This is a genomic window from Vibrio coralliirubri (assembly GCF_024347375.1).
Classification (GTDB): domain Bacteria; phylum Pseudomonadota; class Gammaproteobacteria; order Enterobacterales; family Vibrionaceae; genus Vibrio; species Vibrio coralliirubri.
Window position 1 is genome coordinate 2,114,233 of record NZ_AP025470.1, and the last position, 23,074, is coordinate 2,137,306.

Below are 23,074 nucleotides of genomic sequence, written 5' to 3' on the forward strand. Positions count from 1 at the left end.
CCGTTCGAGGGGGAGAACATTCTTTGGTGCTGGACATATAGCCACATTGGCAACGAGCGGTATTCAGTTCCTCCCCTTTCCCGTTGCCAACAAGAGACTGGAGATGTAAACCAAGGGGAGGTTAGGAGGGGATTGACACGTGCAACTACCCTATTTCACCAGCTTCAAAGCTTTCATCAACGTTGGATTGAACTGGTCTGATTGCTCTAGCTTTGGGAAGTGGCTTGCCCCTTCAATATAGAAAACACTGCAAACCCTGATGTATTTCTTGTTCACTTCCGAGTCCGTCAACGTCAAAATATTCTTGCTAAAAAGGTAGAAAAGTTTATAGTATTTTTAGCTAAACTTGAGAATCAATATGTCATTACAGAAAAAACAATCCAAAGTATCACTGAACATTAAAATTTCATCAGACTTAGATGTTCGTCTTAAACGAGCTAGAAAAGCAGCACGTGAACAGGGGTTGATGTTCAACGTATCTCAAGAAGTTGAAAAGTTTCTTGAGAAGGAAATAAAGAAAGTTGAACGCCAGCTATCAATCGATGAAGAGATTAAGAATAACCTCGAGGATCTTGGTGGGCTTAATATAGATAAAATGATGAAATCAATGGATTAATCAAAAACAACAAAGCGTGGAGATAATTATGGGCACAATAATCGGACTGTTAATTTTAGCCGGCATCACTGTATTCCTAAAGCGTCAAACGGGACTTCATTTGCATGAGTGGATTGCAAAGAAATATAAAGACTCCCAAGACAAAAAATAATGGACTCTATCAGTTTGACAGGCTCCATCGATTTGACTTAAAAAACTAAGGCCCCGTAATCGCTAGGCCTTGGTTTTATCTTCTAACGGCTATAACTATCTTTTAATAACTACCGCACCCAACTTCACCGCTTTCATCAACGTTAGGTGAACTGCTTTGGTTACTCTAACAATAGGAAATGACCAGTCAGATAAATGAGTGTCACTATTGGTTCTGTAGCCTATCGAATCCATTAATCCGCTGATGAAGCTGTGTGCCCATAGTCAACGACACAAACAGGCTAATCAAAGCAATCACTGCTCCTGTAACAAACACCCATTGATAACCAGACATCCAGATAATTCCCAACAAAAAGGGTAGGAACACCGCTGCAATATGGTTGATGGTGAATGACAAACTCGCCGTTGAAGCCACTTCATCTTCCCTAATTGTCTTTTTAAAGTAAGTGTTTAAAGCTATCGCAAAGCTAAAAATGATACTGTCAATAACATACAGCGCCGCTGCCGCATAATGATCATCCACAAATGCGTAAGATAGGAACACCAACACTAACGCGGCATACTCAATGATCAAAGCGAGCCTCTCTCCTACTCGATCGATAAATCTCCCAACATAAGGTAGAGCAAGCGTCGCAGCTAAGCTGGAGACCATAAACAGAGCGGCCATCATCGCGATCGAATACTGAAATTTGGTCACCATCAGTAAGCCAGCAAATGCCACAAATATTTGTCTCCTTGCCCCACTCAAAAAGGTAAGAATGTAATAGGTCGTGTACTCTCGTCGGACAATGAGTTTGGTGTGTTGCTTCACCTCTGTGTGAGTATCTTGAAACGTGGCCAAGTAAACCGCCAGCCAGAAACATATTGCTCCACAAGTAAAGAAAATAGCCTTATCTGAAACATCAAACAGATAGCTCGCGACCATAATACCTAGAAACGTCACCATCGAGAAAAAAGAGGCTGCAGAGCGAATCTTTCCCATTGATTCACTGAAGTTCTCAGTCGCTAGCAATTGTGTTGAGAGTGATTTGTTCACCGCTTCTAGATAATGGAAGCCAATAGAAATGATCGTCGTGCTGAAATAGAAGCCATAGATCGAAGGCAGATACCCCGTTACTGCAACACCTAGCCCTAATGTTGCAACCGACAATACCGCGACTCTTTGTTCTGACGCGATGAACAACAGAAACAAAACAGTAAATGAAAGCAAGCCTGGGATTTCCCTAACACTCTGCAATACCCCAACATCAGCACCAGTCATACCAACAGTGTCGACAGCGAAGTTGTTCATCACAACTCGCCATCCAGTATTCGCTATCACTGACGCAATAGCGATAATAACCAACATCGCAAATGAGCTTCGCGATGTTAAAAACCTAAGCCAAAGAGTCATTAAGCCGCCGATTCTAAAAGAAAATTTTGAATATGATCGCGCATGAATGAAGCCGTTATTAGTTTTCCGTTCATATTCAGGTCCTCAAAAATAATGGTGTGTTCTGAGCTTGGTAACGATATGCAACTAAGACAAAGAACACAGAGACGATACAGATCATTAACAAGTTGTTACACGATCATTTTTAGAATGTTATTTTTTGGGATTGGTACATATTCCGGTAACTTTTAGTTATTTGAGAAATTCATTTGAGATAGTTATATGTCGCTGTTAATGAAATACTAATTGAACAAAAGTGGCAGCAAGGTTGTATTGAACGGTTCTAGCATCAAAAACTCCCCCTCTAGCTCCCCCTCAAATGATGTTCACCGATCTCTTTAGATTAACGTTCGAGGGGGAGAACATTCTTTGTCGCTGCACATACAGCTGCACTTTTCATGATCGGTATTCAGTTCTCCCCTTTCCTATTACCAACAAGAGATTGGAGATGTAAATCAAGGGGAGGTTAGGAGGGGATTAGTAGCTCATTCTCACGTGCATCTGCTCTAGTCGTTTAGGGAGCGGTACAGCACGTAAAAAAGCACTCACTCACTTGGTTTTGCCATACGCAATTTGCTCACCATCGTGAGATATCGCAATTCCGTACTTAACCGTTGAATCATGAGCCATGGCACCCATGTTACCAAGCGCCATGAATACCAAGAGTGTGATGTTTAGAATTAAACGTTTCATAGTGTCTTTCTACTTACTTTGGAGGGAACACAGAAAGCCCCCCTCTCAATCAATATAGCCACTATAAAGTGTGAAGTTGTAGACAGATCAATAGCAATTTAGATAAAGAACTCTTCTGTGTTGGTGACTTAACCAACTCATTTCTGCCTCATCGTTAGTCAGTTAAATAAATCAAAAATTGTCTAATATTGAAAAGATGCCATAGATTTTCTTATGGATTAACCAAAATTATTTCTAACGATAAACCAAATTTGATAATCCACTGCAGTGCTAGAATCTTCAGTTCTAAATACAATAGTCGATATTTCAACAGACAAATCGGACTGTTAGGTGTGCTATATCAAGATGGGGTTGTTTTATGAGAAGTGCTGCCAGCGCGCTATTACCCCTCGTCGATTTAGCGAGATAAGTCGGTGCGACTGTTTTTTATTAAGGTTTAAAGCCCTTACCTATCAAAAGTAAGGACATCACTAACATATGCCGAACTAGCTAGTGCGTTAATAAGATGGATTTAGTTTATTAGTGTGAGAGGTTGTGACGCCAAGAATGTTCTAAAGCCGTTTGAAACTCCTGTCCACAAACACCTGTTAATGCTTCGTCCAGAAAAGATTGCCAGTCATCACCTAACTCATCCTGCATCTGATATAGCTCATCTATTTCTTTCTGTATAGCTCCTATCGCTTTTCGTCTGCTGTTGAACAGAGCGCTGTCTCCATTTAGATTGAAGACCCTGATTGTTTCCTCTGCTTTACGCAAGCTCCCCCCTGTTAGACTAGGGTGCGCGACCACCATACCCGAAGTTAGAAAGAGCAAGTAGTCACTAGGATCATCCTGGTCTGGTTTTAGCAGCTCTGCAATATTGTATTTTCCAGCACCAGCATCTTTATAGATCCCGCAGCGCCCCCATCCCCCAGTCTTTGAACTATCGCCGCAAGAGCCAAATATATTGGCCCATCTAAATGTCTCCTGAGGGTAAGCTGTTCGAGTTTTAAAGTGCTCAATGTGTTTACGTTTTAAGTAACACTCACAATATGCACAATACCCATTTTGCATTTTGTCTAACTCAATCCAGATATCGTCTTTAGGAGCTTCCATCCAATCGTTTTGCCCATGGACGAGACCAGATAAACAATTTGAAGGAAGACGATTCAATTTTCTCATTCGCCAGTTCTCTTCTTCTCGATGGCTTTTTTAGCTTTAAGTTTCATTTCCTGAATTCTAATTAAGCTATCGCATTTTTTTTTCTCAGAACTTGTTTCACCGAAGTGTTTGCGTATATCTTCATATAGAGCTTGTGCTTCGGCATTATCATAGTAATGACCACTGATTAAAAGAGATTCAAATTTAGCGAGCCAATGGGCTTCTTCTATACGTTGAGGAGTGGCAAAAGTCCCCATGAGCTGCTCCAAAACATCGGAATTGATGATTCCCTTGGTTTGAAAGTCGGGAGCGTCTATGAGAGTCCTACCTTCTGTGTCTGTACCTTCAAAAATTCTGATATTATTTTTATCAACAGTAGATAGAACTAACGGGCTATGTGTTGTAACAATAAATTGAATGTTAGGGAAACAAGCTTGAAGGTCTAATAAAACGTCCTGTTGCCATTTAGGGTGCAAATGCAGCTCGATTTCATCGATTAGGACAACCCCTTGTCCCTCAAGTGGGTTATCAAGTTTGGGATTTAACATGACTAAGCGACGAACTAAGTCAGATACCAGTCCTAAGAACGTGCGTTGTCCGTCAGAAAGCTGTTCAATAGTTATGTCTATGGAATCATTTTTTACTAAAACGACGTCTGACCCTGTACTTGTATCAACCCACATATCACTAATGCTTGGAATGACACGACAAATCGCTTGGACGACGATTTGTTTTGTTTGTGCGTCTGTTAGCACCTGATTAATACTAGCGGACTTCAGTGTAGCTAAAGCATCATTCAGCTGAACCTTTGTCTGTTGAAGAATAGGCTCAAGCGACAGGATTCCACTGTCAACAGAAGACTCTAGATCCTTAACTTGCTGCTTCAGTGCTTCAATTTCGTTTGATTTATCATTTACTGACTTTTTATGAAGAGCTACAAACCATTCTACAAAATGCTCGAACTTGCCTGAACCAGTAAGAGCAGAGTTGTATGCGTCAAAACGTTCTTCTCGAAGTGAGACATTATCCTTATTTAAGCGAGATAGTGCGTGAGAACGCTCTATAGAATAAAAGGCGCACAAAGGGAGATTTACTACATTATTATTATTAACAATACGGAAAACATTAGAAAGCTCTCGAAGGTTCTTTACATCGCTATCTCGCCTTTCAGAAGCTCCAAGACTTGCTCTTGATAAGCGTGCAGTTAGCCGCTTTAACCCAGAGCCGTATTCAAATTCTGTTAACACATCAGTGTAAGAGTTATCGGAGTCTCTTCTAATGTCATACAGTTCACTCAATCGCTGACCAGCACCTTCTTCCTTAAGAATATTTGCATTAATCCAACTTAACGTTTTGGATATGGCATTAAGAATTGCGGTTTTACCTTGACCATTATTACCGATGATTACGGTCAGATCTGGCTCAAAAAACATACGTAAGTTTTTAAATCGACGAAAATCAAATAGTTCAAGGCTTGCTAAATGTAGCTTGTTTTGGGGCACAAAGATGTCAGGAGTGTCAGAACTATTGTTCTCAATGTACTTAACACATTGCAATAGGTAATGATTGGCTAGCTCCTCATCTATAGCGACACTATCTAGACCATGAGCATAATTTTGATAAAGCTGAAAGGTTGGGAGTAGCTCATTTTTCCTAGCTCTTCGCTCTAGCTCTTTGGTATTTTTTGTTTTGCTAGTCATGACTTGCCTCGTAGATCCGTTGAATTAACTCACTAGTATATTTGATTTTTAGTCGGGTGATAAAAACTGGCTCAATATGCTGAGCGAAGGCTAATAGTCCTTGTAAGTGACGGATATCCGAGCTATCTAAAAGATTATACTTAAATTGATTTATTAGATGTTTGATGTATCGCTTACGTTCTCTACCTAAAGAGAGCTTCCTTTCATTGCTAAGTGTAATACCTGTAACATGTCGGTTATGCGCACGCGATGAAAAAGCCGTTTTGCTGTGGTTTAACTTAAGGTTGTACGAGAAGTACTCTACTAATAGCTGTTGGATAGAAGGAACTATAGTATGGAGAATATTTTTCTCGTTGGTTGAGAATGTCAAATCATCAGCATATCTTGTATAAGTTATTTTTTGATCGTTGCAGACATTGGTCATAAAACGGTCAAATTCATAGAGACAGAAGTTAGATATACTTGGCGAAGTAGGAGCGCCAACACTCAACACCAGTTTACCGAGTTTCGTCTTGCTTGGGCACCAAAAGATAAGCTTCTCAACAAGTCTCTTTTCTTGATCGGTAAACTTTGGTGTGTCAGCTGTACAACTATCTACACTTTGCCAAAAGATGGCAGGGGTTATAGAGTTGAAAAAGTTTTCAAAGTCCGTTTTCAGTAGATAATTGTTCCGAACATGGGACAAAGCATTTTCTCTGATGCCCTTTCCCTCACTATATGCCATAGCCATATGATGTACAGGGAAAGTATATATAGCCAAAAATGCCCTCTGATACTCTTTAAGCTCTTTAGATGGCTGGGCTATGACCCTATGTCCATGTGACCTTTTTGGGATCTTGTATACACGATATTTACTTGGGGCGTCCATCAAAAAACGTATGACTTCAGACTCACTTTTTCTTAGGTGCCCTGCTAGTTGCTTTACTAAGTTCATAAACCTCTCAACAAAAAAAGCCCAAAAGTACTAATACTCTTGGGCTTAGCTCTTTACTAGAGACAGCGAAATGTACTTACTTCTTCGCAGCCTAAAGGAGGAACGAGTTTAGGCTGCGAAGAAGTAAGTACATTTCGCAACTAATCCCGTTCAATAAGTTAGAGTCTGGCTAATCACCCGACTAGACGTAATTCGTCTTAAGCTAAAGAGCACTGTAATGTTACTCCAACCCTTTATGTTTAACAATGCTTGTTAGTAGGTTAAGTGAACATAGCCCTAGTTATTCAGTAATCGTCACTATCAATACAGAGTACTAAGCTAACTGACTTTCCCTTGCCTGTAGTTATTCTTGAAATGCTAATTTAGTAAAGTTGCTGGATTTAACTGTCCAATAACGAGTTAGTAAACAACCAAAACAAAAAGGCCTCGCAATGCGAGGCCTTTGATTTTTCTATCTATCAGAAGAGATTAGTCGCGAAGTGCTGCGCCGAATTTCTCTGAGATTGAAGCTACGATAGCATCTACTGAACCAGCGATGTCTGCATCTTCAAGTGTGCGCTCTACAGACTGTAGAGTCAGTGCGATAGCTAGGCTCTTCTTGCCTTCTTCTACGCCCTTACCTACGTAAACGTCGAACAGTTTAGCGTCTGTTAGGAATTCGCCACCAGCTGCGATACACGCTTCTACGATGTCGCCAGAAGCGACTGCTTCGTCAACAACAACCGCGATATCACGACGGTTTGCAGGGAACTTAGATACTGCTACTGCTTCTGGAAGCACGCGAGTGTTGATAGCTGCCCATTCGATTTCGAATACGATAGTGCGGCCGTTAAGACCAAACTTACGCTCTAGTTCTGGGTGAACAGTACCAATGATACCCACTTCTTTGCCGTCTACTACGATAGCCGCAGTTTGACCTGGGTGAAGTGCTGGGTGCTTCGCTGCTTTGAAGCTGTATGCGATTTCGTTTGCAGAAAGCTCAAGAACTGCTTCTAGGTCACCTTTAAGATCGAAGAAATCTACAGTGTTAGTTGCAATGTCCCAGTGCTCTTCGCCACGAGTACCAGAGATAACGCCCGCAAGCATCATTTCTTGGCGCATGCCGTTTTCAGCTGTTGCTTCAGGGATGAAACGTAGGCCTGATTCGAATAGACGAACGCGAGACTGTTGACGCTTCTGGTTGTGAACAACTGTGTTTAGTAGACCTTGGATTAGGCCAAGACGCATTGCTGACATGTCCGCAGAGATTGGGAATGGCAGGATTAGCGGCTCAACACCAGGTACAACAAGCTTTTGCTGTTCTGGTTCTACGAAGCTGTATGTGATTGCTTCGTGGTAGCCACGGTCTACAAGAAGGTCACGAACGCGCTTAAGCGGTTGGTTAGCTTCTTTGTGGTCATTCATTTTAAGTGCCGCTTTAGGCGCTTGGTTTGGAATGTTATCGTAACCGTAGATACGACCTACTTCTTCAATTAGGTCTTGCTCGATTGCGATATCAAAACGCCAAGATGGAGACGTTGCCGTCCAACCAGCTTCTGTCGTCTCCGTATCTTCTACAACAGAAACAGTACAACCTAGGCGAGTAAGAATTTCCACTACGTCTGTAGATGGGATTTCGTGACCTAGTAGGCTGTCTAGCTTAGCGCGACGTAGAGCAACTACGTTTGCTTTAGGAAGATCAGCTTCAGATTCGCTGCCGTTTACTGGCGCAACTTCACCACCACAGATTTCAACTAGAAGCTGTGTTGCACGCTCCATTGCTGCTGCTTGTAGCGTTGAATCAACACCACGTTCGAAACGTAAAGAAGAATCAGTATGAAGGCCGTAAGCACGTGCGCGACCACGGATGTGATCCGGTGCGAAGAATGCTGCTTCAAGAAGAACGTCAGTTGTTTCAGTAGTAACACCTGAATCTTGACCGCCAAAGATACCAGCGATTGCTAGTGCTTTGTTGTGGTCAGCGATAACAAGGGTGTTGCTGTTTAGTTCAGCTTCGTTGCCATCTAGAAGTGTTAGTTTTTCGCCCTGCTCTGCTAGACGAACCACGATACCGCCTTCGATCTTAGCTAGATCAAATGCGTGCATTGGTTGGCCTTGCTCTAGCATCACGTAGTTTGTGATGTCTACAACTGGGTCGATTGAACGGATACCACAACGGCGCAGTTTTTCTTGCATCCAGATTGGAGATTCCGCTTTCACGTTTACGTTCTTAACCACACGGCCAAGGTAACGTGGACAAGCATCAGTTGCTTTGATTTCAACAGATACTGTGTCTTCAATGCTTGTTGCAACAGCTTCAACTGTTGGCTCTGTAACGTCTGCGCGGTTTAGTACGCCAACTTCACGAGCAAGGCCACGGATGCTGAAGCAGTCTGCGCGGTTTGCTGTTAGGTCTACGTCGATAGTTACGTCGTTAAGCTCTAGAAGCTCACGAACGTCCATACCTAGCGTTGTGCCTTCTGGTAGCTCAAGGATGCCGTCAGACTCTACGTCGATACCTAGCTCAGAGAAAGAACAAAGCATGCCGTGCGATGGAACGCCACGTAGTTTTGCTTTCTTGATTTTGAAGTCACCAGGAAGTACTGCGCCAACTGTTGCTACTGCTACCGTTAGGCCAAGACGACAGTTAGATGCACCACAAACGATGTCTAAAAGTTCTTCTTCGCCGATATCAATTTTTGTAACTTGTAGTTTGTCTGCGTCTGGGTGCTGACCGCACTCAACCACTTTACCTACTTTAACGCCGGTGAATTCACCAGCAACAGGTTCTACATCGTCAACTTCCAAACCAGCCATAGTGATTTGGTGAGCTAGCTCTTCGCTGTTAATTGCAGGTTTAACCCACTCGCGTAGCCAAGATTCACTGAATTTCATAGTTTTGACTGCCCCGGATTACTTGAATTGTTTAAGGAAACGAAGGTCGTTCTCGAAGAACGCACGAAGGTCATTTACGCCGTAACGAAGCATCGTTAGACGCTCTACACCCATACCGAATGCAAAACCAGAGTATTTCTCAGGGTCGATGCCAACAGAGCGAAGTACGTTAGGGTGAACCATGCCACAGCCTAGAACTTCTAGCCATTTGCCATCTTTACGTTTCACGTCAACTTCAGCTGAAGGCTCTGTGAACGGGAAGAATGAAGGACGGAAACGCACTTCAACTTCTTCTTCAAAGAAGTTACAAAGGAAATCGTTAAGAATGCCTTTAAGTTGTGCGAAGTTTACGTTCTCATCAACTAACATACCTTCCACTTGGTGGAACATTGGCGTGTGAGTTTGATCGTAGTCGTTACGGTAAACACGACCCGGAGCAATGAAGCGGAAAGGCGGTTTGCCGTTTTCCATCGTACGGATTTGAACACCAGAAGTGTGCGTACGTAGCATTAGATCAGGGTTGAAGAAGAAAGTATCGTGATCAGTACGAGCTGGGTGATCGTCTGCGATGTTTAGTGCATCAAAGTTGTGGAATGCATCTTCGATCTCAGGGCCAGACTCAGTGCTAAAGCCAAGCTCACCAAAGAACTGTTCGATACGCTCAACTGTGCGAGTAACTGGGTGAAGACCACCATTCTCAATGCGACGACCTGGTAGGCTCACATCGATAGTTTCTTCAGCTAGTTTCGCTTCAAGCTCTGCACGTTGTAGTGCGTCTTTGCGAGCTGCGATCGCTTGTTGAACAGCACCTTTCGCTTTGTTGATCTCTTGACCAGCAGTGCGACGCTCTTCAGGTGGAAGTTTACCTAGGCTTTGTAGTTGAAGAGTTAGTTCACCCTTCTTACCTAAATACTGAACTCGCACTTCATCAAGTGCGACTAACGAATCTGCTGTATCAATAGCAGTCGTTGCATTAGCAATGATCTCTTCTAGATGTTGCATCATTTCCTCATCTACCAGTTGGTAGTGTCCGTATCGGATGATTAGTTTTTTTAGATAGCTACACATAGTAATCAAACACGCAACCAATGCCAAATTGAATCGTTAAAAGAGCAAGTTATTGACTAAAAACACGGCAAATTTAACGTTAGGAATCAGAAATTCATTCAAATCAGCAAAATCAAAGAGAAACGGATACATAAACGTCACCAAGTGAGACAGTTTGATTACATTCAGCGAACCTTAGCTGAGGCTGTGATGTTAACAAGACAAGAGGTAGAAGAAGGATTAGGACAGACATAAGAAACTAAGGAGCGAGGTTTAAGGCCATTGCTCATATGAAAAAAACGACAAAGAGGTTATAAACTTAAAGTGACTCCAAATATTACCCCAAACTACAACATTGAATAACCACATTTTTTTGCAGACTTTAATAGAGATTTAATATATAAGTTGCATATCAATTAAAGGACAGCAACATATATGAAAACGTTACAGTCAGTATCCCCAACCGATGAGCAACTAAAACTAATGGTTCGTCCTCGTCCAGGAACACTAATAATTCGGGGGGCAGCAGGTAGTGGTAAAACTACAACATCCATATTAATGATGAAATTATCTATAGGGTACTTTCTCGAAGAGTTCGCAAGACAAAATATTCAGCAGTGCATTAACATCCGTATTTTCACCTTTAACAAAACTCTTGCGGCATACGTTAACGATCTAGTGCAAACCGAGTCTCATTTAGCTCAGTCAATAAAAGATAAAAAGCTGAATATTGAAGTTTCAACACTAGCTAAATATATGCGAAGGCGAATCAATGGCCATGTGTCCATTTTGAGCTTTAGCCCTCAATCAAACTTAATTCAAATGTTTGGTTCTCAGATACCTTTAGATAATCAGTTCCTTGTCGATGAAGTAGAGTACTTACTTGGGAAGCTCGACGAAGACAAACTCGAAAGCTATATCGACATGGAGAGAACTGGCCGAGGTACAACACCGAGAGTTGACCGCCAACTTCGACGACAAATTTTAGATCAAGTAGTTTATCCATATTGCAAAGAAAAGAAGAAACGAGGACAACTCGATTGGAACGACATCGCTGTCTTATTTTCAAAGTCGAAGATTGACGATATTCACATAGCGATCGTCGATGAAGCACAAGACTTCTCAGCAAACCAATTAAAAGCCATAACTATGCAATTAGCAGACGAGAACTTCACAACAATCGTCCTTGATAGTAATCAGAAAATATACAAACGAGGGTTTACTTGGCGGGAAGCAGGAATAAATACGTCAAACGCTCGATACGCAAGACTCGAGTTCAACTACAGAAATACCGTCGAAATTGCACATTTTGCGAGTAAATTAATTGAGAATGCCGGAATAACTATAGACGATGATGGGACATTACCAATACTGGATGCCATTAAGCGCCACGGTGAGACCCCTATTCTTCTAGAGGGTAAATTTAGTCAACAAATGGAATACGTTCTTGATTATATTGATAGTAAAGTCGATTTAAATAACGAAACCGTGGGCTTCTTGCATGCAAAAGGCGGGGGTTGGTTTAGCGGAACAAAGCAAATGCTAACGGCAAAAGGGTTAGACTTCGTAGAAATTTCAGGTGAAAGTGAGTGGCCCCCGCTAGACACTAATATTGCACTGTCAACAATTCACTCGGCTAAGGGCTTAGAATTCGATCATGTGTTCATTCTAGGCTTAGAAGGTCGCCATTTTAGCTTCGGCACAGCCGATAGTGAAGATGCCGATTATTCTTCAACAGTGAAACTGTTATCGATGGGGATAACTAGAGCTAAAGAGAACGTCATCCTAGGCTACAAAATAGATAGCAGACCAACATTTATTGACCACTTAAGTGAAGCAACTTACAACAAGGTGACTTTGTGAACGAATTCGATAACTCTATATCTAGTAAAGATATAACCGAAGTTTTGCATTTTACAACTAACAGAGGACTCCTTGGTACGCTTCGGACTGGTGGTGTTCTCCCGAACAATGAATTAAAGCAAGAAGATACTTTAGCCTTTATATTCAAACAAAACTCAAAAGAGCGAAAAGAGCGAGATCGTCGATGGTTGAACTATGTTAACCTATCTTTAACCAAGTTAAACTTTGAGTTTTTTGATTACTCCAAGTTTATCCATCAAAATGTAGATATGTATTGGGCGATATTATCATTCTCACCGGAGATTCTTACCCATTCAGATGTCTACTTTACGACGACGAACAACATATATCCCTCTTGCATTCGTGGAGTTGGACGTGAAGGGTTTGAACAAATGTTCAACGATCCAGTAGAAGGGAAATTCCAAAAAAAAATATCTAGAGATAAAAGCCTGCTGCCATCCATGACAACATGTGAGCAAGCTGAAGTTCTATACCCAGGAAAACTAGAAACTAAATATCTTAATAAAATTTATGTCGCTACTGAAGAAGATAAATCCAGTGTCATGGCACAAATGATGGCGTTAAGTACTAGCGCTCAAGTTGAGATAGCTCCTAACAAATTCGTAAGATGATGATTAAAATGACTATTGACAACGAAAGCAACATCGTTAATTCAAGCCTCTGGGCGGCGTATGGAGATGCACTCGGGTTCATTACTGAGCTAGCAGACAAGAATATGCTTGTAAAACGCACCGGTAAGAACACAGTAACTGGGTTAGTTGAATGGCAAAGAAAGGTCGGTGGTATGTACGGCCCTATCGTAAGTCTGCCGCAGGGAGCATACTCCGACGACACCCAGCTACGTTTGTCCACAGCAAGATCTATTAATCTCAATAACTATTTTGATATTAATGCATTTTCTAAGATCGAGATTCCAGTATGGTCTTCCTATGCTTTAGGTGCAGGTATAGGCTCAAAGCTAGCTGCAGAATCATTAGGGAAAAAGAGTATTGCTTGGTACAACAACTTTTACCAAACAAAAAAGTCTAGATACGTGGATTCCGGGGGTAATGGTGCTGCAATGCGTATTCAACCTCACGTATGGGCAAGCATCACGCCGAAACAACCTGAATCATTCCTCCTTGATGTAGTCAAGAATTCCCTATGTACTCATGGGCACCCTCGAGCAATCGCAGGGGCAGTTTTTCATGCTCTATGCCTATCATATGTAATTGTAGAAAAAGAAATACCTTGTGTCCGAGAAGCTCGATCGTTTTCAAAATGGATTAAAGACATACCGAGTTACATTCGTAGTGACATAAACCTTAGTACAGCATGGGTTCCAATGTACGAGGCACAATCAGATAGCTTTTTGGAGGAATCATATGACAATGTCTATCAAGAGATACAGCAGTTACTGAATATAGTTGAAAAATGGAAACAGACTGGCGACTTTTCTTATACATCTTTGGTAAACGACCTTGATTTAAGTAACAAAGCGATCAGAGGTAGTGGAACGTTAACTGCTGTCGGGGCGTTGGCCGCTTCTTATCTAAATAGAGAAGACTTGCCAGCTTTGATGGTTGATATAGCCAACCAACTAGGCACTGATACAGACTCTATAGCGACCATGGTTGGAGCTTTAAGGGGGTACATTCAAGGAAGCCAACCACCACAGAATGTACAAGATCAAACATACCTAATTTACGATGCACAGAGATTGAATCGTATATCTAAAAATGAAGAAAAAAATAACTTCCGTTACCCGGATATCAATACCTGGAAAACTCCGACATCAAGTTTAGATTTCCTTGGGATGCAAGATAACACACCATTCTTACCTCCATTTGGGAGTGTTGACTCTATATCCGATGAATTTAGAAGTAACAGCACCGATAGTTATAACTATTTTTATCAATGGGTAAGGTCTGATTTCAATCAAAGCTTCTTGGTGAAGCGCAGGAAAGACTCCTCACTAAAACCAATAGATAGCGCGCTACTATTTGAGGAGGTTGGTACATCAAAACAAGAAGTGGGACAAAACAAAAAGATTGATGCTCCCAGTATCTCACATCGTCCGCACCTAGATAGCCAAGTCGAGATTGGTTTCCACAACAATGGGGACTCTGTAGACTTAGACGAGTTAACATCACAAGCGATACAAAGTAACTTTAATGAGGCCTTAATCGGACAGCACTTAATCAAGGTCTCGCGAGAATTAGGAATCAACAGTGCAGTAGCATATTCAGCAATTATATCTAAAGCAATCGTATCGAGAGATAAGAGAAAAGCATAATCAAAATGCGTAAAGGAGGTACTAAATGTTACCTCCTGTCACTAATTGGCAAGTGAGTAATTAACTTATCAATTAATAATATGCACATATTCAATCGTGGACGCGCAAGGTTTTTATACTTAAAAGTAATATTCCAACGCTACCTCAACAAAATCATCCTTTCGAGCAAAGAACAGCAAATCCTCTGGGGTTTCGTTCTCAAACAACCAAGCGTTTAATCGCCACTTGAGGTTGTTATTGATTCGGCTTGATGCTTCGAGCTTCGCGCTGTAGACATCGCTGTTATCTAAGTCTTGAGTAATGCCTGTAAGCACTTCGGTGCCATCTTCATCATTCAAGGCAAAACGTGCACCAAGGAACACATCGTTTTGGCCGATGGTTTGGGCATTGTTACCTCTGCTGTCATACAAGTATTCAGCAATAAAACCGATGTCCCAATAGGATTCAAGCGCTCCAACCCAAGTGTATTCAAAGCCTGTTGCTACGCCTGTGTGGTTGTCGTAGCTGTCCCGATAAATACTTTCCAGCTTCCATAACCAGTCACCAATAATGCCTTGCACATCCAACCCGAAGTGCTGCATTTGCGCGTAATACGGCTTGAGCTGATTGCCTTCCACACGGTAATAAGGGTCGCGATTTGTGCCGCCTAAGTAACTTAAACCGACATCCCAATCGCCGTACATTTGGCTATAACGCAATGCCACATCAACGTGTTTTTCTTCTCGCGAAGATTCGTAAAGCGCATCATCCGATACGGGCACAGTTGGCCTTAATCTGCCGTCTTCCCCAGCGAAGGTACGCTCACGAAAATACGGTAGTAGCATGGCATCGATGGTTCCCCAGTCTTTGATTGAGGTGAAGTGCACCATTGGCTGACCTAACTTAGATTCACCATCGACCGATTCAATAGCATCGGTTTGGTTTACCACATCCACCAAATGCGCCGATTCGGTGACGCCCCAAAACACCTTCCCGACACCCGCTCGCAGTTCGTAATCATCCCAATACGTGAGGTACAGAGCTTCACGAATATCACCATGAGTTCGTTCATCGTCTTCGCTGTCTAGGCGGTAAAACGGCGTGAAGGTAAAGCTGCCATTGCCCTCTTGTTGTTCCCAATAAAACTCTGGTTGCAACACCAACGAGCTTTGCCCTTTATCTTGCCCTTGCAAGCCGTCGCTAAAGAACTGCCTGTGTTCAAGGTTAACCTGCCCTGCTAGCTCCGGGGTGACCTGTTCTACGAACTCAGAGCTAAAGCCTGCCGCCACACATGGCAACGACACCTGCATAAGCCCGACTGTCGCCGCCAAGGTTAAAGATAACTGCGTTCCTGTTAACACAATCCTTTTCATATTCTTGCCTTACTTTGCACGTTTGAGTGTGTTTTTCTGGAAATCTTTGTCCTTAAGACCGGTTTGGAACGCTAAATCTGTCGTGGTTAAGACGGTACTTTTGCCTGTTTGATGGTTTTGCATCGACATGGTGTGTGCGCGCCAGTATTGGTTTAGGTATTGTTTGTAGTCTTGGAACGAGAGGGTTTTCAGCAATGCGCCTTTACGGTCGTAAAACTCAACCTGAACGGGGCGGTAATATTGTTGGTCTAGCCATACCTTCTGCATGGTGTAGCCAGAATTTTTGTCGGTCGGTACTTGCTCTAAAACAAAGGTATCAACACCTTCAATTTTGGCGTCTTCAATGTAGTTGAAGGTGTACTTTTCTAGCTCAAACGAGCTTAAGTCTTCGTAAGCAAATTCACTGCCCATAAACGGGCCCGACTTGTTACGTGAAGAGATGCGTTTTACACGTTTCAGAGCCGGCAAATACAACCATTGGTCATCCGATTTAGAGATGTGTGAATGGTTTAAGAAAGCCGTGCCTTTTACATCACGTGGCTCATCAAAAATGGTTAAGCCTTTGTCGCCATCGTCATCGACTTCTAATGACTTCAATCGCATTAGACGCGTACTACTTTCGCCTTGTTTGTTGCGAAGTAGCATTTCCATGGTCGCAACAGAATCGCCCCACCCCATATCGACGGCTTTGCGTTGCTCGGCTATTTCTAGGCCTTTCGCTGGGTCTGCTAATGCTGGGAAAGCGGCGAATGAGCCTATTGTTAACGTGCTGACAGTTAATGAGCTAACGGTAAATAATGTAGTAACGAATGTTTGTTTAACGCTTTTCATAAATATCTCCTTGAGTCAGCCCACCGCGGCAGGCTGACGTTTCCTTATTTGGTCGATGTAGTCAGTTCGGCCGTCGAGCTAAGCTGCGACTTGGTCTCAGGCTTCGAATCGTGCTGAGTTTTAACTGCATAGTGGGTCTGTTTGTCGAAGATCATCAGTAAGCTTGGTAACAAGATGAAGTCGACCACTAGCGCAATGAAAATCACAATCGCGCTGAGCAAGCCCATATCGGAGTTGAGTCTGAAGCTCGACATCGCCAGCACAGAGAAGCCTGCTACGAGTACGACCGTGGTGATCCACAATGCGCGTCCAACGGTGTGGAAAGCATAACGAACCGCTTCTTCTGCGGATTTCCCTTCCATTCTGGCGCGCTGGTATTTACTCAAGAAGTGCACCGCATCATCAACCACGATACCCAACGTAAGCGTGACCACCACTGACAAACCAAGGTTGATTTGACCTGAGATCAGCGCCCACAAACCAAAGCCAATAATCGCCGGGGCAATGTTTGGCACTAGGCTGATCATGCCTAAACGAACCGAGCGCAATGCAAAGATCATCAAACCAGAGATAAGCACTAAGGTGATAGGCAAAGTTGATAGCATGCTCGCCATGTTGGTTTCGCCAATGTGTGCAAACATCAGTGATGGGCTCGACGCGACCACTTCATATTGCGGCGCGTTGGCTGCAAACCATGAGTAAATGCGATCTTCGAGTTCCACTAGCTCAACGCTTCCAAGGTTATCGACCGTGAGCACCATTTTGATCGATGATTTATCGACGTTAATCTGGTTGTTCAAGTCCAAGCCATACGGCAAAGACATCTCATAAAGCAGCAGGTATTGCGCAGCAAGTTCACGGTTCAGCGGCAATTGGTAGTAACTGTCGTCATCGCCATGCATGTTCTTATTCAAACGCATATAAACATCAGAAAGCGTTGCCACATGGTCAGTTTCTGGTTGAACGCGCAGCCACTCAGTAAAGTCGCCAATCGCTTGCAAGAACACAGGATCAGCAATCGCTTGAGACTCGTTGGTTTTCACTGCGATGCTGAGGGTCGTCATGCCACTTACGGTCTCTTCCATGAAGTCGGCCGCTTGTCTGAATTCACTTGAGGTATCGAAATACTTCACCGATTCATCGTTCACTTTGTTGAGTGGAATTAACGCGGCAGCGCCAACAATCACAAGAGTTGAAATAGGCAGCAGTGCTTTGCGGTTAGCAACGACAAAATCACCGAGCTTATCCATAAAGGTGACTTTGTCTGCCGCCTTAGGATTGGCAGATAGACGTTTAACTGGCAGCAGTTTTAACAATGCAGGCAACATAGTTACAGATAGGAAGCACGCGATGAGTACGCCTAGTGCCGACAAGTTACCGAAATCACGCAGCACTGGAGAGTCCGACATGTTCATCATCAAGAAGCCAATCGCGGTGGTCACTGAGGTGATTAGAATCGGCATCGCATTGAGCTTGATGCTGTATTGGATGGCTTGTGCTTTCGCCATCCCGCGTTGCATGGCTTGTCTCATTGTCACAATCACGTGAACACAATCAGCAACGGCAAGAGTGAGAACCAATGTTGGAACATTCACGGTTGCGGTACTTAAGAACATCCCTGCCCAGCCAGACAAGCCCATGGTTGCGACAATCGAGGAGATAATCACAACTAAGGTAGCCACCACGCTAAAGAACGAGCGCAGCATAAAGGTCAGGAACACTAGCACCACCAACAGCATCAGCGGCACCAATGTCGAGCTGTCTTCTTGAGCCGAAGTCATAAATGCGTTGTTCATGGCGATGATGCCCGCTTTATGGAACTCGACATTTGGGTACTGAGCTTGGTACTTGCCAATCATGGCGTTGATGGCCGCAATCACCTCTTGCACTTCCGCGGTTTTATCCACTTCTGGCAATTGCACAGTGACGTTCACAATGGTCACATCGCCAGAGGCTGATACTAAAGCATTCTTAAGCAGTGGTTCGTTGAGGGCGATCTGTTTTACTTTGGCAATTCGCTCAGGCGTGTGCTCGTATTCTTCATACAGCAGGTCTTCCACTAAGAGGTCATCTTCAATGGCTTCGGTATGCTGATAATTGGCAAGGGAATCGACACGGCTTGAGTACGGGATCTGCCACGCATCGACCGTGAGGTTTTGAATTAAGGTGAGGGTTTCAGGTGTGAAGACATTGCCGCCTTCAGGTGCGACAACAATCGCGAGGTTGTCGGTTTTCGCAAAGGTCGTTTGGATTTCATCGAATGCCATCAACTGTTTGTTGGTGCCTTCGAAGAAGATATTGTAGTCCCCTCTAAAGTAAAGGTTCTTTGCCCCTAATGCAGAGAGAATGATGATTGAAAAAACCACCAGCAGAACGATAAACGAACGCTTGGTCGGTATTGAGTGCCAACTGTTATTTAGATCCCCGTTTACGCTATCGACGTTACGGTTATCTCGATTTTGGTGATCGAAAGCTGGCTTCTGGCTGTCATGTTCCATCACAGTCTCCATTTGTGACGATTCGTCATAGTTGTGTCTTAAAAAGCCAGCCGAAGCTGACAAAAACACAGTTCTTAGTCATATACTCAAGAAAACCAAAACCACACTAGGCTAAACTTAAGTTTATGACGAATCGTCACTAATGGTTATTAATAAACCCACATGAGTGGGCTTAATAGAAGCTATCGACCTACAGATTCTAAGTAGGCAATCTCTTCACTGAACAGTTCTTGTTCTACTCGACGCCAAGTTTTGCGGTAGTCCCAATCAGTAGAAAGAGGTTGCCAGTTGAGGCCGTCTAGTAGCATGTTCGCGTTGTATAATACTGAATACGGGTCTTGTAACCGCTTAATACAATGACTGTTTGAAGCATTCTGTGACAAGGCATTTGAACCAAATGCGATTGACCAGTTTGCAAACACGATGGCGTCTGAACCCATACCAGAAGGGAATTTTAGGTCACCAGCATCGACTGCTTGGTTAACCATTAAATCGGCTTGTTCAATCACCAATTCTTCCAGTTCATTCATCTCGGCTACGCGTGCACTAGACGCTTTCTCTAGTACCCACGGGCTTTTTGCCATGATCGCACAGGTTGATAGTACCGGCTCCATGCGAACATAGATTCGGTAAGCAACGTGTAATGCAACGACCTTTTCGCGAGTGTTGCCTTCAAACTCTCCTGAACGAGCAAACATTAATGCTTCGGCCTTTAAAGAGTGAATACACAAGGCTAAAACTACGTCTTCTTTACTGCAAAAGTGATTGTATATCGTACCTTTTGAATAAGAACTCGCCGCCGTTAGCTTATCCATCGTGAGGTTTCCGAACCCTTGTTCTCGAACCAGATCTTTTGCTAGCAACATCAACTCTACTTCTCGGTCTGCGATAGACTGCTGCTTTTTAGACAACACGCCTTTGCACCCAAAGATACCTTGTTTATCGCCTTTACAACCAAAGCCAAACATAATTTCTCAGTCCGTATTTTAGCTTAGCTATCATCTAAGCTTCGCCAGTATTTAAAACACTCCTATCCAATATATTAACACGAATAGTAAATTCATGTAGTTAACCATTTTGTGACGCTTCGTCATTTCTGACTTATCGTCATAATAGCGCAAATATTGATCATATCAAGGTGTTTTATAAATCAAATACAGTTTGTGAATAGGTAATGAAATTATCAATAGTCAAAAGGTGTGATGATGATGTGAGCGTGCTACGAGAAAATTGGCGAGTCATGCTGCCTTTATGGGGCAGACGTCTCCTTATGGTCAATATTTGGCTTACTAATGCCGTTTTCTGTTAAGTTGCTATAAATTCCGTTAGGGGTGACTTACAATAGTGACAACGACTTACCTTTTTTGAGAACACGATATTGAGCGCCAAATATTCTTATTTAGCTTGGCAAGTGAATACTTCTAGCCCTGCAGAAAAGCTGGTTTTATTGATGCTTGCAGACGGTGCTGACGAATTCGGCTACACCAATGTGTGCCTACAAACAGCAGGTCAACTTTGTGCTCTCTCTACGTTTGGTTTAGCCGACTGTCTTAAATGTTTAGTCGACCAAGGTTTTCTCGATAAGGTGAAAGTAGATTATCGAGATAAAAAAGAGATTCACGTTTTCAAAATGCTCATTGAGCAGGAGCAAGCTGCGGCGCACGTCGAGGTTCAACCGACCAATAGTATTCCGGTCTACTCTACTGCACCTGCACCTGCACCTGCACCTGCACCTGCACCCAAGTTTCAGCCTGCTCCGGCGCCAATGCAACACATGCAACAGGCCCCTCGCCCACAAGGCCGAGGCTCAATGAACAGCAACACCGTTTCAACGCATGATTTGGATGAAGAGATCATTCCAACATGGGCGGAACGTGCGTTTAAATTCTCCGGCCTTGCTGGTGACCATAGTTTAGTATGGAAAAAATTTGTCCTCTGGTATAAAGCCAAAGCCAATGAACTAATGCCAATATCACGCATCGAATCTAAGTTGCAGTACTGGTTAGTTAACGAGAAGCAAAATGAAAGACAACAACAGCAGAAGACCTCTCAATATTCAGGAAATGCAGGACAAGCTCAAGGAAATGGGTATAGACAAAAGCTTAGCCCATCTGAACGCTTCAGGCAGCAGCTCATTCAAAAAGGCAAAAAGCCAACCTTCTGAGCCAGCTCAACCTGTTGTACCTGACGCTCCAGCTCCATTAGTACCTGAAGTGATTGAAGCGAAAAGTACCGAAGTGAAAGTAGCGGCTGCACAAGCTGCGGATTCTGGTGCGTCTCAACAAGTGCCTGTTGTTGATCAAGATCCTGCAGAATTGGAACTAACGGATTGGTGTATTCACGTGTTCGGCTCTTTCTTGAGCGTGTACGAAACACAGTGGGAATATCAGTACGGTAGTGAGCCAAGCGGTAAGTTCATTGAGTTTGCTAACTCTGTTGATTCAGACGGCCTTAACCGTGTGCTAATGCACTGTCACGAGCGTATTCAGCTTGGCAACAGTTGGCCGCCGCAAATGGGTGAGCTTTGGATCCTGAAAGATTCTTTAACGGAAGAAGAGTTGCTGGATAGCCGTATCCGTGTGTTGTCGCGCACTGCGGTGAACAAGATTGAAAAGTGGTTAATCCAAAACAAACTGTACGACTTGAAGCGCACCGCGGAAAACAAGTTGGATGGTCTGTTTAAGAAGTACTACTTGGAAGCAAAGCGTTTAGATGAAAAAGGCATGCTAGAAACGGAGTTGCCGCAATTCCTGCTTGCCGCTAACTCAGTGAAGAACCTGAACGATTTGAAACGTGAAGAGTACGAAAGCCAACATGGCAAAGCGATTAACCCAAGAATCCAGCGTATTCTGAACAGTAAAAAGTAACCATCTACCCGCTGCCTGTTAGAAGACAACAGTGCTGCGATTACACGGTTAACAGATACAAAAATGCCAGCTATCAAGCTGGCATTTTTTATGAATTCTAACGAACTCTTTAACGACTATCCGACCGTTATTCACGATCGTTTTACTGATTAATTACAGTAGGTGGATAGTTGCGTTTAGAGAGAAAACGCCTGCGTCGTCATCTTTCATTTTGAAGTTTTGGTAGCTAGCGCCTACAGATAGTGGACCGAAGATGAAGTATTCAGCGCCTACAGCGTACATGATATCAACATCGTCCTGCTTAAAGCTTTGACCTTTCACTTCGTAAGAGTGAAGACCACCCTTCGCGTATACGTGTAGAGGACCAAAATCGATGCTTGGTTTGATCGCTAGGTAAGCAGTGCTTACGTCAACGTTTTGTGTACCACGGTTGCCGTAGTTAACATTATCGAAAGAACCAAGATCCCAGTAACCCGCTTCAACACCGATTAGTGGAAGGATACCTGTACCTACGTGGATGCCCACCGCGTTTTCATCTTCACCAGCGAATGAGTTTTGACCACCCATTACACCGCCGTACAACCAAGAATCAGCCATTGCTGTTGAAGATGCACCTAGTAGTGCTAGTGCCAATAACGTTTTTTTCATATTCGACCTTTTTCGTCCTAGTGGCAGGCCTTGAGTGGTAATAAATTGCCACCAAGTCGCCCTGTATGTAATAACTATTCAATTAGTAATGCAATAAGCAAGATTTATACCCAAACCTTGCCATTGCGTCTAG

General features: G+C 43.2%; 19 protein-coding genes. 6 read left to right on the forward strand and 13 right to left on the reverse strand.

What is annotated here, in order from left to right; genetic code table 11:
* Window positions 1–150: 150 nt before the first annotated feature.
* Window positions 151–276 (reverse strand): hypothetical protein, encoded by a 126-nt coding sequence (locus tag OCV20_RS09705; RefSeq protein ID WP_261881402.1) that lies wholly within the window; start codon window positions 274–276, stop codon window positions 151–153.
* An 82-nt stretch (window positions 277–358) separates the two neighbouring features.
* Here OCV20_RS09705 and OCV20_RS09710 point away from each other — a divergent pair, with 82 nt between their 5' ends.
* Entirely contained in the window at window positions 359–616 is a 258-nt protein-coding gene (locus tag OCV20_RS09710) for a hypothetical protein (protein ID WP_017085640.1), read from the forward strand.
* Window positions 617–971: 355 nt separating this feature from the next.
* Here the strand turns inward: OCV20_RS09710 and OCV20_RS09715 are convergent, their stop codons facing one another.
* From OCV20_RS09715 to pheS, 7 genes are all read right to left on the reverse strand, one after another.
* Window positions 972–2,114, reverse strand: a complete 1,143-nt coding sequence (locus tag OCV20_RS09715) for an MFS transporter (RefSeq protein WP_086775287.1) — start codon at window positions 2,112–2,114, stop codon at window positions 972–974.
* Between the two features lie 633 nt (window positions 2,115–2,747).
* Window positions 2,748–2,891 (reverse strand): hypothetical protein, encoded by a 144-nt coding sequence (locus OCV20_RS09720; RefSeq protein ID WP_202910148.1) that lies wholly within the window; start codon window positions 2,889–2,891, stop codon window positions 2,748–2,750.
* A gap of 519 nt (window positions 2,892–3,410) precedes the next feature.
* Window positions 3,411–4,052, reverse strand: a complete 642-nt coding sequence (gene ptuB / locus OCV20_RS09725) for a retron Ec78 anti-phage system effector HNH endonuclease PtuB (protein WP_086775288.1) — start codon at window positions 4,050–4,052, stop codon at window positions 3,411–3,413.
* A complete protein-coding gene (gene ptuA, locus OCV20_RS09730) occupies window positions 4,049–5,731 on the reverse strand; it encodes a retron Ec78 anti-phage system effector ATPase PtuA (RefSeq protein WP_086775289.1) in 1,683 nt (560 codons plus the stop codon). The genes ptuB and ptuA overlap by 4 nt, the downstream gene beginning before the upstream one ends.
* Complete coding sequence (locus OCV20_RS09735) at window positions 5,724–6,665, reverse strand: retron St85 family RNA-directed DNA polymerase (protein ID WP_086775290.1); 942 nt, start codon at window positions 6,663–6,665, stop codon at window positions 5,724–5,726. The genes ptuA and OCV20_RS09735 overlap by 8 nt, the downstream gene beginning before the upstream one ends.
* A gap of 468 nt (window positions 6,666–7,133) precedes the next feature.
* A complete protein-coding gene (gene pheT / locus OCV20_RS09740) occupies window positions 7,134–9,539 on the reverse strand; it encodes a phenylalanine--tRNA ligase subunit beta (RefSeq protein ID WP_086775381.1) in 2,406 nt (801 codons plus the stop codon).
* An 18-nt stretch (window positions 9,540–9,557) separates the two neighbouring features.
* Window positions 9,558–10,541, reverse strand: a complete 984-nt coding sequence (pheS, locus tag OCV20_RS09745; RefSeq protein ID WP_004734764.1) for a phenylalanine--tRNA ligase subunit alpha — start codon at window positions 10,539–10,541, stop codon at window positions 9,558–9,560.
* A 480-nt stretch (window positions 10,542–11,021) separates the two neighbouring features.
* Here pheS and OCV20_RS09750 point away from each other — a divergent pair, with 480 nt between their 5' ends.
* The 3 genes from OCV20_RS09750 to OCV20_RS09760 are packed head-to-tail and all read left to right on the forward strand — an operon-like array spanning window position 11,022 to window position 14,745.
* The gene (locus tag OCV20_RS09750; RefSeq protein ID WP_086775382.1) at window positions 11,022–12,449 is read left to right on the forward strand and encodes a 3'-5' exonuclease; all 1,428 of its coding nucleotides are present in this window, start codon (window positions 11,022–11,024) and stop codon (window positions 12,447–12,449) included.
* Window positions 12,446–13,081, forward strand: a complete 636-nt coding sequence (locus tag OCV20_RS09755) for a DarT ssDNA thymidine ADP-ribosyltransferase family protein (protein WP_086775383.1) — start codon at window positions 12,446–12,448, stop codon at window positions 13,079–13,081. Before OCV20_RS09750 ends, OCV20_RS09755 begins: the two co-directional genes overlap by 4 nt.
* A complete protein-coding gene (locus OCV20_RS09760; protein ID WP_261881403.1) occupies window positions 13,081–14,745 on the forward strand; it encodes an ADP-ribosylglycohydrolase family protein in 1,665 nt (554 codons plus the stop codon). The genes OCV20_RS09755 and OCV20_RS09760 overlap by 1 nt, the downstream gene beginning before the upstream one ends.
* 119 nt (window positions 14,746–14,864) lie before the next feature.
* Here OCV20_RS09760 and OCV20_RS09765 read toward each other — a convergent pair whose 3' ends face one another.
* The 4 genes from OCV20_RS09765 to OCV20_RS09780 form a co-directional block, all read right to left on the reverse strand.
* A complete protein-coding gene (locus tag OCV20_RS09765) occupies window positions 14,865–16,097 on the reverse strand; it encodes a hypothetical protein (protein ID WP_086775384.1) in 1,233 nt (410 codons plus the stop codon).
* 9 nt (window positions 16,098–16,106) lie between these two features.
* A complete protein-coding gene (locus tag OCV20_RS09770; RefSeq protein WP_086775385.1) occupies window positions 16,107–16,928 on the reverse strand; it encodes an outer membrane lipoprotein-sorting protein in 822 nt (273 codons plus the stop codon).
* 44 nt (window positions 16,929–16,972) lie between these two features.
* Window positions 16,973–19,489 (reverse strand): efflux RND transporter permease subunit, encoded by a 2,517-nt coding sequence (locus OCV20_RS09775; protein WP_086775386.1) that lies wholly within the window; start codon window positions 19,487–19,489, stop codon window positions 16,973–16,975.
* A gap of 119 nt (window positions 19,490–19,608) precedes the next feature.
* Window positions 19,609–20,394, reverse strand: a complete 786-nt coding sequence (locus tag OCV20_RS09780; protein WP_048611674.1) for a TetR/AcrR family transcriptional regulator — start codon at window positions 20,392–20,394, stop codon at window positions 19,609–19,611.
* A 410-nt stretch (window positions 20,395–20,804) separates the two neighbouring features.
* Here OCV20_RS09780 and OCV20_RS09785 point away from each other — a divergent pair, with 410 nt between their 5' ends.
* Window positions 20,805–21,590 carry a hypothetical protein gene (locus tag OCV20_RS09785; RefSeq protein ID WP_086775387.1) on the forward strand — a complete coding sequence of 262 codons (786 nt, stop codon included), beginning with the start codon at window positions 20,805–20,807 and terminating at the stop codon, window positions 21,588–21,590.
* Window positions 21,511–22,293: a hypothetical protein gene (locus tag OCV20_RS09790; protein WP_086775388.1), complete on the forward strand. Its 783-nt coding sequence runs from the start codon at window positions 21,511–21,513 to the stop codon at window positions 22,291–22,293. Before OCV20_RS09785 ends, OCV20_RS09790 begins: the two co-directional genes overlap by 80 nt.
* A gap of 153 nt (window positions 22,294–22,446) precedes the next feature.
* Here the strand turns inward: OCV20_RS09790 and OCV20_RS09795 are convergent, their stop codons facing one another.
* The gene (locus tag OCV20_RS09795; protein WP_048611668.1) at window positions 22,447–22,941 is read right to left on the reverse strand and encodes an outer membrane beta-barrel protein; all 495 of its coding nucleotides are present in this window, start codon (window positions 22,939–22,941) and stop codon (window positions 22,447–22,449) included.
* Between the last annotated feature and the right edge of the window lie 133 nt (window positions 22,942–23,074).